This window comes from Nonomuraea bangladeshensis (assembly GCF_039529455.1).
Classification (GTDB): Bacteria; Actinomycetota; Actinomycetes; order Streptosporangiales; family Streptosporangiaceae; genus Nonomuraea; species Nonomuraea bangladeshensis.
Map to the genome: position 1 here is coordinate 19,609 of NZ_BAAAMV010000021.1, position 12,953 is coordinate 32,561.

The 12,953-nt window shown below is 73.7% G+C and carries 13 protein-coding genes; 10 read left to right on the plus strand and 3 right to left on the minus strand.

The genetic code is table 11. The features are described 5' to 3' along the window. Window positions 1-119 precede the first annotated feature (119 nt). From ABD292_RS45830 to ABD292_RS45855, 6 genes are all read left to right on the plus strand, one after another. Window positions 120-905, plus strand: a complete 786-nt coding sequence (locus ABD292_RS45830) for a DeoR/GlpR family DNA-binding transcription regulator (protein ID WP_344219174.1) — start codon at window positions 120-122, stop codon at window positions 903-905. Between the two features lie 164 nt (window positions 906-1,069). Continuing rightward, a complete protein-coding gene (locus ABD292_RS45835; RefSeq protein ID WP_344219176.1) occupies window positions 1,070-2,650 on the plus strand; it encodes an alkaline phosphatase D family protein in 1,581 nt (526 codons plus the stop codon). 16 nt (window positions 2,651-2,666) lie between these two features. Further along, a complete protein-coding gene (locus tag ABD292_RS45840) occupies window positions 2,667-3,599 on the plus strand; it encodes a discoidin domain-containing protein (protein ID WP_344219178.1) in 933 nt (310 codons plus the stop codon). 17 nt (window positions 3,600-3,616) lie between these two features. Continuing rightward, window positions 3,617-5,050, plus strand: a complete 1,434-nt coding sequence (locus tag ABD292_RS45845; RefSeq protein ID WP_344219180.1) for an L-fucose/L-arabinose isomerase family protein — start codon at window positions 3,617-3,619, stop codon at window positions 5,048-5,050. A gap of 27 nt (window positions 5,051-5,077) precedes the next feature. After that, window positions 5,078-6,232, plus strand: coding sequence for a sensor histidine kinase (locus ABD292_RS45850; protein WP_344219182.1), 1,155 nt, complete (start codon window positions 5,078-5,080; stop codon window positions 6,230-6,232). Beyond that, window positions 6,229-6,903 carry a response regulator gene (locus ABD292_RS45855; protein WP_344219184.1) on the plus strand — a complete coding sequence of 225 codons (675 nt, stop codon included), beginning with the start codon at window positions 6,229-6,231 and terminating at the stop codon, window positions 6,901-6,903. Before ABD292_RS45850 ends, ABD292_RS45855 begins: the two co-directional genes overlap by 4 nt. On the opposite strand, the gene ABD292_RS45860 is transcribed toward ABD292_RS45855, so the two are convergent. Then, the gene (locus ABD292_RS45860) at window positions 6,876-7,553 is read right to left on the minus strand and encodes a DUF2306 domain-containing protein (RefSeq protein WP_344219186.1); all 678 of its coding nucleotides are present in this window, start codon (window positions 7,551-7,553) and stop codon (window positions 6,876-6,878) included. The two genes, ABD292_RS45855 and ABD292_RS45860, sit on opposite strands and share 28 nt — an antisense overlap. Window positions 7,554-7,716: 163 nt before the next feature. Between ABD292_RS45860 and ABD292_RS45865 the strand changes: the two genes are divergently transcribed. Beyond that, on the plus strand, window positions 7,717-8,709 hold the full coding sequence (locus ABD292_RS45865) for an NAD(P)-dependent alcohol dehydrogenase (protein WP_344219188.1): 993 nt from the start codon (window positions 7,717-7,719) through the stop codon (window positions 8,707-8,709). A 124-nt stretch (window positions 8,710-8,833) separates the two neighbouring features. Further along, the gene (locus ABD292_RS45870; protein WP_344219190.1) at window positions 8,834-9,640 is read left to right on the plus strand and encodes a peptidoglycan recognition protein family protein; all 807 of its coding nucleotides are present in this window, start codon (window positions 8,834-8,836) and stop codon (window positions 9,638-9,640) included. An 18-nt stretch (window positions 9,641-9,658) separates the two neighbouring features. Here the strand turns inward: ABD292_RS45870 and ABD292_RS45875 are convergent, their stop codons facing one another. After that, window positions 9,659-11,218 (minus strand): alpha/beta hydrolase, encoded by a 1,560-nt coding sequence (locus ABD292_RS45875; RefSeq protein ID WP_344219192.1) that lies wholly within the window; start codon window positions 11,216-11,218, stop codon window positions 9,659-9,661. A 322-nt stretch (window positions 11,219-11,540) separates the two neighbouring features. Here ABD292_RS45875 and ABD292_RS45880 point away from each other — a divergent pair, with 322 nt between their 5' ends. Together ABD292_RS45880 and ABD292_RS45885 are read left to right on the plus strand one after the other, a co-directional pair. Beyond that, window positions 11,541-11,993: a hypothetical protein gene (locus ABD292_RS45880; RefSeq protein ID WP_344219194.1), complete on the plus strand. Its 453-nt coding sequence runs from the start codon at window positions 11,541-11,543 to the stop codon at window positions 11,991-11,993. Window positions 11,994-12,084: 91 nt separating this feature from the next. Then, window positions 12,085-12,366, plus strand: a complete 282-nt coding sequence (locus tag ABD292_RS45885; RefSeq protein ID WP_344219196.1) for a hypothetical protein — start codon at window positions 12,085-12,087, stop codon at window positions 12,364-12,366. A 13-nt stretch (window positions 12,367-12,379) separates the two neighbouring features. Here the strand turns inward: ABD292_RS45885 and ABD292_RS45890 are convergent, their stop codons facing one another. Further along, on the minus strand, window positions 12,380-12,940 hold the full coding sequence (locus tag ABD292_RS45890; RefSeq protein WP_344219198.1) for a TetR family transcriptional regulator: 561 nt from the start codon (window positions 12,938-12,940) through the stop codon (window positions 12,380-12,382). Window positions 12,941-12,953 lie beyond the last annotated feature (13 nt).

Sequence of the window (12,953 nt, forward strand, 5' to 3'; positions counted from 1 at the left end):
TTAACAGCCAATTCTGTTACAAGTGATGGATGCAGGGAGGTTACGAGTCGCCCCAGCGGGGTGTCAAGAGTAGGATGCGCAGCCGTCTCACCAGTGTGGAGAGGGCGGAGAGGGCTTCGGTGGATTCGCGTCAGCACACCCCCAGCAGGTCCGCCCGGTGGCGCGGCATGGCCGAGCACATCGTGCGCCAGGGCTCGGCCTCGGTCGCCGAGCTCGCCGAGAGCTTCGGCGTGAGCGTGATGACGGTCCACCGCGACCTCGACGAGCTCGAACGCCAGGGCATGGTCCGCAAGGTCCGTGGCGGGGCGACGGCCCAGGCCAGCAACGTGTGGGAGAGCAACATCGCCTACCGGCTGCAGGCCCACACCGCCGAGAAGGACGCCATCGCGCGGGTGGTGGCGGCCCAGATCGAGCCGGGCAGCTCGATCATGCTCGACGACTCCACCACGGCCCTGGCCGTGGCCCGCCATCTCGGGGAGCTCGCGCCGCTCACGGTGGTGACGAACTTCCTGGAGGCGATCCGGCTGCTGGCCGGCGTCCCCGACATCCGGCTCATCGCGCTGGGCGGCGAATATCACGCGAGCCATGATTCGTTTCTCGGCCTCGGCTGCGTGGACGCGGCCGAGGCCGTGAGCACCGACGTGGTGGTGGTGTCCACCTCGGCCGTCTCCGACCAGTACGCCTTCCATCAGGAGCAGGAGATCGTCCTGGTCAAGCGGGCGATGCTGCGCTCGGGCACCCGGCGCATCCTGGCCGTGGACGGCTCGAAGCTGGCCAGGGTGGCGCTGCACCGCGTGGCGCCGCTCGACGACTTCGACGTCATCGTGGTCGACTCCGGCGCGCCCGCCGACCTGCTGCAACGCCTGCACGACCGGCACCGCAACGTCCTGGTCGCGCACGTGTGACCCTGTCGGGGACTCTGCCGGGGACCCTGCCGGTGACTCTGCCGGCACCCGGCGGGCGGCGAATGTAACGTCGAGGACGTTATTTGTAACTCCACTCTTGTTAAGAGCACATCCTGCTTGCTACAAAGTGAGGGCTTTCGCCCCCCAGCGTAGGAAGCAGGAGCATGGATCATCCCTCCCGTAGATCCTTCCTCGGCCTCGGCGGCGCCGCCTTCGCCCTGGCCTTCACCTCCGACCTGGCCGACCCGTGGACCGCGCGGGCCGACTCGCGCGCCCTGGCTCGCGGCGACTACCCTTTCCGGCTCGGCGTCGCCTCCGGCGACCCGCTCCCCGACCGGGTCGTGCTCTGGACCCGGCTCGCGCCCGAGCCGTTGCATCCGCTCGGCGGCCTGCCGTACCAGAAGATCAAGGTGGAGTGGGAGATCGCCGAGGACGAGGCGTTCACCCGGCGCGTGCGCCACGGCTCGGCCTGGGCCAGGCCCGAGTACGGCCACTCGGTGCACGTGGACGCCACCGGCCTGCGGCCTGGCCGCGACTACCACTACCGCTTCCGCGCCGGCGGCGAGCTGAGCCCCGCCGGCCGCACCAGGACCGCGCCCGCCCGCGACGCCAGTCCGGAGGCGCTGCGCCTGGCCTTCGCCTCGTGCGCGTCCTGGCAGGACGGCTACTACAGCGCCTACCGCCACCTCGCCGACGAGCGCCCCGACGTGGTCTTCCACCTGGGCGACTACATCTACGAGTTCGGCATCGTGCCGACCGGCGGCAACCGCAACACGCCCGTCCCCGAGCAGTTCCGGGTGCAGTGCGACACCCTCGACCGCTACCGCGTCCAGTACGGCCTCTACAAGAGCGACCCCGACCTGCAGGCCGCCCACCACGCCGCGCCGTGGATCGTCACCTGGGACGACCACGAGGTGCTCGACAACTGGGCCGGCCGGTACGGCCCCGGCGGCGAGGTCAGCGAGCAGGACTACCTCGTCATCCGCGCCAACGCCTTCCGCGCCTTCTGGGAGAACATGCCGGTCCGCCTGCCCTCGGTCGAGGGCCCGGACGCGCGCGTCTACCGGCGCTTCACCTTCGGCGACCTCGCCGAGTTCAACGTGCTCGACACCCGCCAGTACCGCGACGACCAGGTCTGCGGCGACGGCCAGCAGGTGGACTGCGCCGACCGGCTCGACCCGGCCCGCCAGATGATCGGCGCCGAGCAGGAGAAGTGGCTGCTGGACGGCCTCGGCGCGTCCCGCGCCCGGTGGAACGTGCTCGCCCAGCAGGTCGCCATGATGCAGCTCGACTTCGACGCCGGACCGGCGCAGAAGCTCAGCATGGACCTCTGGGACGGCTACAAGGCCGCCAAGGACCGCCTGCTGACCGGCCTGGTCGAGCGCCGGGTCAGCAACCCGGTCGTGCTGACCGGCGACATCCACTACAACCTCGCGGGCGACCTGCGGACGAACTTCGACGACCCCGCCTCGCCGGCCGTCGGCGTCGAGCTGGTGTGCACGTCCGTCAGCAGCGGCGGCAACGGCAACGCCAACACCGGCGTGCCGCCCGGCGGCAGCGATCCCGTCAACCCGCATGTGCGCTTCTCCAGCTACCAGCGCGGCTACGTCTCCTGCGAGGTCACGCGGAGCCAGTGGCGGGCCGACTTCCGGGTCGTCCCGTACGTGGACCGGCCCGGCGCGCCGGTCTCCACCAGGGCCAGCCTGGTCGCCCTCGACGGCGCCCCCGGCCTGCACGCGCTCTAGGAGGAAGGTTTCGAACATGCGTCACCTCACCGCCGCGCTCGCCGCGACCACGGCCCTGGTCACGACGGTCCTGCTCACGACCGCCGCCACGCCCGCGCCCCCGTCCCCCTCGCTGCCCTCCCCCGCGTCGGAGCCGCCGTCGTCGGTCTCGGTCAAGGTGCGGCCGGGCACGTCCAAGGGCAGCGGCGCGCTGACCCCGATCGCCGGCGCCGACCGCCTGATCGCCCCGCTCGGCGTGGACCCGGCCTGCCCCGCCAGGATCGACATCGGCCTGCGCAGCGACGCGAAGAAGGCCGGCTACGCCACCGCCGCCGTCGAGGTGGACCCGCCGCTGACCGCGTCCCGCGCGATGCTCACCAGCTACCTGCCGCCCGGCTACGAGCTGTCCGCCAAGCTGCTGGTGGCCGTGCCGCCCGGCACCGCCGAGGGCACCTACGGCCTGCGCCTGCGCACCTCTGCCCGCAGCCTGGAGGTGCCGGTCGAGGTCATGCCCGTGGACCGGCTCGACAACGGCGGAAACTTCGCCCTGCGCCGCCCCGTCACCGCCTCCTCGCAGCACACCAACGCCAACTACCCGCCGTGCAGCGTCGCCGACGGCGACCGCTCCTCCAACGGCTGGGCCGGCGGCAACGGCTGGAACGACGCCACCGCGCGATCGTTCCCCGACACGGTCGCCATCGCGCTCGGCGGCGCGCGCCAGATCTCCCGCGTGGACCTGTACACGCTCGACACCGAGCGTTACCCGGCCTACCGCTACGGCGTGCGCGACTGGGACGTCCAGGCCCAGGTGGGCGGCCAGTGGCAGACGGTCGCGCAGGTGCGCGGCAACACCGCGGGGACCGTGCGCTCGGACTTCGCGCCGGTCACCGCGGACGCGGTCCGCGTCGTGGCGCTCGCCTCGAACGGCGCCAACGACTACACCCGCATCATCGAGGTCGAAGTCCGCTGAGCGAAGGGAGAACGCCGGTGAGCGGCACGTTCACTCGGATCACACCGCGCCCCGTGAAGGTGGGGCTGGTCGCCGGAGGGCTGGGGGCGTACTGGCCGCAGTTCCCCGACCTGCTGCCGCAGTTGCGGCGCTCGTCGGCGCGGGTGGCCGAACGCATGCAGGCGCTGGACTGCGAGGTCGTGGACGTCGGCTTCATCTCCGACGCGCAGGAGGGCGCGGCGGCGGCCGAGAAGCTGCGCGCCGCCGGGTGCGACCTGATCGTCGGGTTCCTGACGACATACATGACGGCCACCATGCTCGTGCCGATCGCGCAGCGCAGCGGCGCGCCCGTGCTGCTCATCAACCTGCAGCCGACCGAGTCGATGGACCACGCCACCTTCGACACCGGCCAGTGGCTCGCCTACTGCGGCGCCTGCCCGCTGCCGGAGATGGCCAACGCCTTCACCCGCTGCGGCATCCCGTTCCGCTCGGTGTCGGGCTACCTGGAGGACGAGCGGGCGTGGGAGCGCATCGGCCGCTGGGTGAAGGCGGCCGGGGTGCGGGCCGCGCTCGGCCGCGGCCGGCACGGGCTCATGGGCCACCTCTACCCCGGCATGCTGGACGTGGCCACCGACCTGACGCTGGTCAGCGCCAACTTCGGCGGCCACGTCGAGGTGCTGGAGTTCGACGACCTGCGAGTACGGGTGGAGAAGGTCGGCGACGACGAGGCCGCCGGCCGGGTGGCGCTGGCCCGCGAGGTCTTCGAGCTGGACGGCTCGGTCAACGAGGAGGACCTCCAGTGGGCCGCCCGCGTCTCGGTCGGCCTGGACCGGCTGGTCGAGGACTTCGCCCTGGACAGCCTCGCCTACTACCACCGCGGCCTGGACGGCGAGATCCACGAGCGGCTGGGCGCCGGCATGATCCTCGGCGCGTCCCTGCTCACGGCCCGCGGCGTCCCGGCGGCCGGCGAGTACGAGCTGCGCACCTCGCTCGCCATGCTGATCATGGACCGGCTGGGCGGCGGCGGCTCCTTCACCGAGCTGCAGGCGCTCGACTTCGCCCGCGGCCACGTCGAGATGGGCCACGACGGCCCCGCCCACCTGGCGATCAGCTCCCGCCGCCCGCTGCTGCGCGGCCTCGGCGTCTACCACGGCAAGCGCGGCTGGGGCGTGTCGGTCGAGTTCGACGTGACGCGCGGCCCGGTCACCGCGTTCGGGCTGCGCCAGGACCGGGACGGCGGCTACGGCTTCGTGGTCTCGGAGGGCGAGGTCGTCGAGGGTCCGCTGCTGCAGATCGGCAACACGACCTCGCGGGTGGACTTCGGCTGCGACCCCGGCGAGTGGACCGACGCCTGGAGCGCCAGCGGCATCTCCCACCACTGGGCTCTCGGCACCGGCCACCGCCTGGCCGAGCTCCGCGCGCTCGCCGACCTGCTCGGCGCCGGGATCACGCACGTCCAGCCGGGGCGATGAACGGGGGTAAACCCGTACGATGAGGGCGTGCGCGGACTCATCCGCTCGTTAGGGCGCTCAGTGTGGAACGAGCCGCGGGCGCCCGGCGCGCCGCGGCGGGTCTGGCGGGACTGGGCGCTCGTCGCGGTGCTCGTGCCGGTCGCGGTCCTGGAGGGCGTGTTGCGGCCGGACCTGCCCTTGCGGGTGCCGGCGGTGGTGCTCACCGTCGTGCTGGTGCCGTTGCTGCTGTGGCGGCGCCGGCGGCCGCTGCTCATGCTGGTGACCGCGTTCGTGGTGAGCGGGGCCGCGGGGCTGGCCGCGGGCGGGCAGGACGTCGAGACGTACACGATGGCGTTCGTGCTGATTCTCGTCTACGCGCTGTTCCGCTGGGGGTCGGGGCGGGAGGCGGTCGCCGGGCTCGGCATCGCGCTGGTCGCGCTGGGGCTGTCGGCGGCGCAGGGCCGCCTTGAGCTGGGCGACCTGGTGGCGGGGCTGGCGGTGACGGCGGCGGCGCTCGGGCTGGGCGGCGCGCTGCGCTTCCGCGCCGGCGCCCGCTCGCGCGAGCTGGACCAGGTGAAGCTGCTGGAGCGCGAGCAGCTGGCCCGCGAGCTGCACGACCTCGTGGCCCACCACGTCTCGGCGATGGCGATCAGGGCGCAGGCGGGGCTGGCCGCGGCGGCGGCCGAGCAGCCGGACGCCGCGGCCGACGCCCTCCGGGTGATCGAGGCCGAGGCGTCGCGCACGCTGGCCGAGATGCGCACGATGGTGCACGTGCTGCGCCGCAACGAGCCGGCCGAGCTGACGCCGGGCAAGCAGCTGGGCGACCTCACCGAGCTGGCCGGCCGGGCGCGGGTCGGGCCGGCCGTGGACGTACGGATCAGCGGCGACGTCGAGGGCGTCCCGCCGTCGGTGGGGGCGGCGATCTACCGCATCGCGCAGGAGTCGGTCACCAACGCCCGGCGGCACGCCCGGCACGCCACCCGCATCGAGGTGGACGTCGCCGCCGACGACGCGGCGGTGCGGCTGCGGGTGTCCGACGACGGCGACGGCGTCGTGGCCCGGCAGATCTCCTCGGCCGGGTACGGCCTCATCGGCATGATCGAACGCGCGGGCCTGCTGGGCGGCACCTGCGAGGCGGGCCCGAACCCGGGCCGCGGCTGGACCGTCACCGCGGTCCTGCCCAGGACGGGGGCGACGACGTGAGCGACCAGGACCAGAGCCCCATCAGGGTGATCGTCGCCGACGACCAGGAGATCGCCAGGACCGGCCTGCGGATGATCCTCGATCTCCAGCCCGGCATCGAGGTGATCGCCGAGGCCGGCGACGGGCGGCGCGCGGTCGAGCTGGCCCGGCGGCTGCGCCCGGACGTCTGCCTGTTCGACATCCGCATGCCCGCCCTGGACGGCATCGAGGCGACCCGGCTGCTGGCCGGCCCGGCCGTCGCCGACCCCATCGCGGTGGTCGTCATCACCACCTTCGACCTGGACGAGTACGTCTACGCCGCGCTGCGGGCCGGCGCCCGCGGCTTCCTGCTGAAGGACGCCGGGCCCGACCTGCTGGCGCAGGCGGTGCGGGCGGCGGCCGGCGGCGACGCGCTCATCGCCCCGAACGTCACGGCCCGGCTGCTCGGCGCGTTCGCCGGGTCGGCCCCGTCGGCGCCGCCCGCGCAGCCGGTCGAGCCGCTGACCGAGCGGGAGGAGGAGATCCTGGCGACGGTGGCGCGCGGCCGGACCAACAGCGAGATCGCCGCCGAGCTGCACATCTCGCTCAGCACGGTCAAGAGCCACGTCGCGAGCCTGATGACCAAGCTCGGCGTGCGCAACCGGGTCGAGATCGCGATGTGGGCCTACGAGACGGACCGGGTCAGGCGCTGACCCCGGTGGCCCGTGCCGCGGCGGATCAGCGCTTCGGCCACCGCCAGGTTGACCGCCCATCCGGCGCCGAGCAGCAGCGCCCGCGTCGTGCCCGTGGGATCGCCGCCCGCGGTGCCCGTCCAGAGGCCCAGGATCAGCGCCTGGCTGCCCGCGCCGAGTCCCAGCGCGTAGGCGCGGATCATCCAGGCGCGGTGGCGGGCGTAGCGGCGGCGCAGCACGGCGGCCAGGCCGAGGACGAGCGCGGCCGCCATGAGCGAGCCGAACCCGAGCCGGAAGGCGGCCAGCAGGTCGCCGTCGCCGTCCTGGCGCGGGTAGGAGAGCGTCATCCAGATGCCGGACAGCGCCACGACCAGCCCGAGCGGCAGCAGGATCCGCCCCATCAGCCGGTGCCTGGCGGGCGGCCTGCTGCCGCCGAACTGGAAGGCCCCGAGCACGGTGTAGCCGGTCGCCGCGATGATGTGCGCCACGACGGGCACGGGCATGGCGGCGAAGCGGGCGCCGTCCGGCATGACGTCCGGGCCGCCGGACAGGGCCGACAGCCGGAGCGCGCCGGCCACCAGGGGGACGACGGAGAGCGCGATCAGCGCGACGGGCACGAGCCGCGACGCGCGGCGCCCGGCTGAGCCGGTGGGAACGGATGCCTGGGTCATGCCCCGATGGTGGCGGCCGGGACGGGGCCCGCTCATCGGCGCTTCGGCCCTGATCCAGGCGTCCCAAAGGCCACTCGGGAGGTCGTACTTTCGGCGGTTACGACGGGGCGGGGCCGCGCCCACACTGGCGTTCGTCAGTCCCCACCAGAACAAGGAGCGCCCCATGAAGGCCTTCGTCCTCGACTCCTACGGCTCCCCCGACGCGCTGAAGCTCACCGAGCTGCCCCGCCCCGTGCCCGGCCCCGGTGAGGTGCTGGTGCGGGTGCGTGCCACGTCCGTCCAGCCCTTCGACTGGCACCTGATGCGCGGCGAGCCGCGCCTGGCCCGCCTCATGCCCGGCGGCCCCGGCCTGTTCCGGCCGAGCCTGCCGATCCTCGGCGCGGACGTCGCCGGCGTCGTCGAGGAGACCGGCCCCGGCGTGACCGAGGTCGCCCCCGGCGACGAGGTGTACGCGATGTCCGGCGGCGGCGGCTTCGGCGAGTACGCCGCCGTCAAGGTCGCCGACCTGGCGCCCAAGCCGCGGACGCTGTCGTTCGAGGAGGCCGCGGCGGTGCCGATGGCGGCGCAGACCGCCCTGCTGGCCCTGCGCGACGACGGCGGCCTGGAGGAGGGGCAGCGGGTCCTGGTCAACGGCGCCTCCGGCGGCGTGGGCACGTTCACGGTGCAGCTCGCGCGGGCGTTCGGCGGGAAGGTCACCGCCGTGTGCAGCCCCGCGAACCTGGACCTGGTGCGCTCGCTCGGCGCCGAGGAGGTCGTGGACTACACCAAGGAGGACGTCCTGGGCCTCGGCCGCCGCTTCGATCTGGTCGTCGACGTCGCGGGCAGCCACCCCGGGCGGGCCTACCGGCGGCTGATCCGGCCGAAGGGGCGGCACGTGCAGGTGGGCGGGCGGGGCAGCCGGTGGCTGCAGCCGATGGGGCGGATGTTCGGGACGCTGGCGGCCGCGCCGTTCCTGCCGCACCAGGTCGCCCTCACCAACGGCCCGTGGAAGGAGACCCGGCGCAACCTGATCACGCTGGGCGCGCTCATCGACGCGGACGAGGTGCGGCCGGTGATCGACCGGCGGTACACCTTCGAGGAGATCCCGGCGGCCGTCCGCTACCAGGAGGAGGGCCACGCGCGCGGCAAGGTCGTCGTCACCGTGACGGAGTCCTGACGTCCGCGCTCGCGCAGGTCAGCCGCCCGGCCGGGGGCCGGGGCGGGGAAAGCGCTCATAATCCCGATTTTGTCGGGCATTCTAGGGAACCGCGCAGGACGCACGACAGCGATGGGAGTCCTTGATGCCGTTCCTGACCCAGCTCGCCGACGTCGCCCGCCGCACCGGCAGCCCGGTCACCGAGGTGGCCGGGTGGCGGACCCGGGGCCACGGGCCGCAGCCGGAGGTGCAGGGCGTCGTCTGCCACCACACGGCCGGCCCGGCCGGCGGCGGCGACTACCCGTCGCTGGCCGTGGTGCGCGACGGGCGGCCCGGCCTCGACGGCCCGCTGTCGCACTTCGGGCTCGGCCGCTCCGGCCGCATCTACGTGATCGCCGCCGGGCGGTGCTGGCACAACGCCCCCTCGACCTCGCCCTGGCACGACAACTCCAGCTCGCTCGGCATCGAGGCCGAGAACAACGGGACCCAGCCCTGGCCGGCCGCGCAGCGGGAGTCCTACGTCCGGCTGTGCGCGGAGCTGTGCCGCGAGTTCAAGCTGCCGGCCTCGCGGGTCAAGGCGCACCGCGAGGTCAACACCGCCAAGCCCGACCCCCACTCCATCGACATGAACGACTTCCGGGCGTCGGTGGCCGCCATCATCAAGGCCGGCCCTGGCGCCTTCTGGACGGAGGAACTCGTGAGGAACCTGCCGGTGATCAGGCTCGGCGACGACAACTACGACGTCAAGACCGTGCGCGGCTGCCTGTTCGCCCGCGGGCACGTGCCCCCGGCCGCGTACGCCGACCTCCCCGGCGGGCTGCGCGCCTGGCTGGAGTCCACGGTCGCCGACGAGGGCCTCATGGCGCTGGTGAGCGCGTTCCAGCAGGCGAGGGGGCTCGGCGCGGACGGCGTCGTCGGCCCGGAGACCTGGCCGCCGCTGCTGCGGGTCTGACCCCCGGCCGCGACCCGGTCATGGGCAGGTGGTGCGGTCCGCCGGGACCGTGCCGTCCAGGAGGAACCGGTTCACGGTGTCGTCCACGCAGGAGCTGCCCGAGCCGTACGCGCCGTGGCCCTCGCCCCGGCGGATGAGCTCCACGCCGACGCCCAGCCGTTCGGCCATCGTGGCCGCGCCCTCGTACGGCGTCGCCGGGTCGCCGGTGGTGCCGACCACGAGGACGGGTGGCGCTCCCGGGGCGCGCACGTCGGTCGCGGGCGCCGCGCCGGCGACCGGCCAGCCCGTGCACTGCAGCAGCGACCAGGCCAGCAGCTCGCCGAAGACCGGCGAGGCGGTGCGGAACTCCGGCAGCCGGGCGCGTACGTGCGCGGCGGTGTACCGGTCGCTGGAGTCGGCGCAGTTGACGGCGGCGTTGGCGGACTGCAGGCTCGTGTAGCGGCCGTCGTCGCCCCGGCCGTAAAGGGCGTCGGAGAAGTACAGCAGCAGGTCGCCCTTGCCGTCCTCGATCGCCGAGCGCAGCGCGAGCCGCAGGTACGGCCAGGACTCGCGGGAGTAGAGCGCGGCGGCGATGCCGTACAGGGCCTGGGTCTGGGTGAGCCGGCGTCCGCCGGCGGCGGGCAGCGGGCGGGAGTCGAGGCGGGCGAGCAGCCGGGCGATCCGCCGCTCGCCCCTCCGGTTGTCCTGTTCCCCGCCCTTCCGCGTGGCGGCCCGCCCGCCGGGGACCGGGCAGTCGCGCCGCCCGGCGCAGTCGCGCAGGAAGTTGCCCAGCGCCCGCTGGAACCCCTTCGCCTGGTGCAGGGCGACCTGCTCGGCGTTCTCCGTGGGGTCCACGGCGCCGTCCAGCACCATCCGGCCCACCCGCCGCGGGAACAGGTGGGCGTAGACGCCGCCGAGCTTGGTGCCGTACGAGATGCCGAAGTAGTGCAGCCGCTCCTCGCCGAGCGCCTGCCGCAGCAGGTCGAGGTCGCGGGCGGCGTTCTCGGTGCCGACGTACGGCAGCACGGCGCGGGCGTGGCGGGCGCAGGAGGCGGTGAACGCGCGGAAGCCGCCGATCAGGGTGCGCTCCTCGGCCGGGTCGTCGGGGGTGCCGTCCAGGTCGCGCCAGGCGTCGAACCTCCGGCCGTCCAGACAGCGCACCCCGTCGCTGCGGCCCACGCCGCGCGGGTCGAAGCTGACCAGGTCGTAACGCCGGTGCAGCTTCAGGTAGCGGTCCTTGGCGATCGGCGGCAGCGTGGCCACGCCGGACTCGCCGGGGCCGCCGAAGTTGAAGACGAGCGAGCCGAGCCGCCGCTCACCCGCGCCTGGCCTGGCCTTGGCGCGGATGAGCGCCAGCCGCAGCCGCGGACCGTCCGGACGGGCGTGGTCCAGCGGCACCTTCAGCGTCGCGCACTCCCAGGCGGTGCCGTCGGACAGCGGCTCCGGCCGGTCGCCGTTCTCCTGGGCCGGGCACCGCTTCCACGTGAGCTCCTGGCCGGTCGCGGTGGCGGTCGCGGTGGCGGGCGGGGCGGCCACGGTGGCGGCCACAGTGGTGGCCACCAGGGGAAGCAGGGCGGCCATGGCCGCGGATCTCCTCATGCACGCTCCTCGGGCAGGCGGCCGGTCGCCGCGCGACGACATCCTGGCGGCCCGCACGCTCCGGCGTACGGCGATTTCCCGCGCCTTGGCGCGGCCACGACCACGTCATCGACGTCCTGCCCCGGGGCGGGTGAAACTTTCATCGGCCCCTGCCGGACCTGCTCCGGTCGCCGGGCTGGTGGGCGGCGTGGCCCGCGAAAAGGGGTGTGCCGGCGTCCCGGTTCGTGCCCGGCCGGATGACGCCGGCACCGGACCCCGTGCACGTCCGACCATAATCTCGCCGCGAGTGGACCCGCCCTACTCCCCCATCAGGAGGACGTGCATGCGAAGCCGCATCGCGCTGTTGCTCGCCGCCATCGCCGTCGCGCTGCTGCCGCTCAGCCCGGCACAGGCCGCGTACGGACCCCCGAGCCCGATCGTCCTGCAGGTGAACGCGAGCGACGGCACCCAGCTCGCCCGCGTCGAGGGCACGGTCGCCTTCGACGACGGGAACACGCGGTACACCTATTCGCTGGTGCTGTGCCGCCGTTCGAGCTTCCAGGCGCCGTACGTCAGGATCTACGTCAACGGCGTCCTCTACAACACCCTCTTCTGGAACCCCTCCACGACCGTTCCCTGGTGCTTCTACTCCGGCTTCGCCTCCCCGCACTCGGGCGAGGTGGACTACGGGGCCGTCGTCCGGAACGTCACCTTCGAGCTGATCGGGTCCAGCTTCCCGAACAACGTCTACAGGGAACACCGCAGCGGCTTCACCTACGACAACCCCTACAACTGACGATCCCTTACGACGGCGGAAGGCCGCGCTGACGCGGCCTTCCGCCGTCGCGGTCTTGCCGTGATCATCCGGCTCTGCTTATGTGGTCGGGATGAACCGTCGGACATCACCTGCGAGCCGCGTCGCGCTGCTGCTCGTCCTGGTGGCGGTCCCTCTTCTGCTGGTCAATTGGCTCGTCGCCGACCTGATCCTGGGGTCGGGCTGCGTCTCCCCGTACGAGGGCGGCAACATCACGGAATGCGCGGGCGGGCTCTCCGAGGAGGAGATGTCGGCCGTGGCGGGGCTGGTGGCGTTGGCGCTGTTCGCGCTCCAGTCCTGGTTGATCGCCCGGCGGTACGGCAGGAAGAAGGCCGGGCTGCCGGCCGAGGGCTGATCGGCGGCGGGCGTCAGAGCCCCACGCCCTCGCGGAGCAGGGACCACGCGCGGCGGACGGTGGCGTGGCGCTCAGGGGCCGGGATGTGGGCGAGGGCGCCGGCGATCATGCCGAAGATCAGCACGAGGTCGTCGGCCGAGACGCCGGGACGGATGCGTGGGGCCCGCCGCGGGTCGTCGAGGACGCCCTGGAGCAGGCCGACCACGCGCTCGCGCAGGCCGAGGATGCGCGGGTCGGGCTCGGCGGAGGCCCGTGAGACCAGCTCGATGAACGCGGTCGAGGCGACGGCGTTCTCGGTCATCACCGCGAGCAGGTCGTCGATGGTGCTGCCCGGCTCGGCGGCGAGCGACTCCAGGGCGGCGACCTGCTCCTCGAACACGGCCATGGCCAGCGCGACGCGGTCGGGGAAGTGCCGGTAGAGGCTGCCCTGGCCGACGCCGGCGGCGCGGGCGACGGAGCTGAGCGGCGCGCCGTAGCCCTCGGAGGCGAAGACCTGACGCGCGGCGGTGATCAGCGCGGCGCGGTTCTCGGCGGCGGCGCTGGGTCCTCTGTTCGGTCGACGCGGCCCCGGCATGAGGGCTATCGTA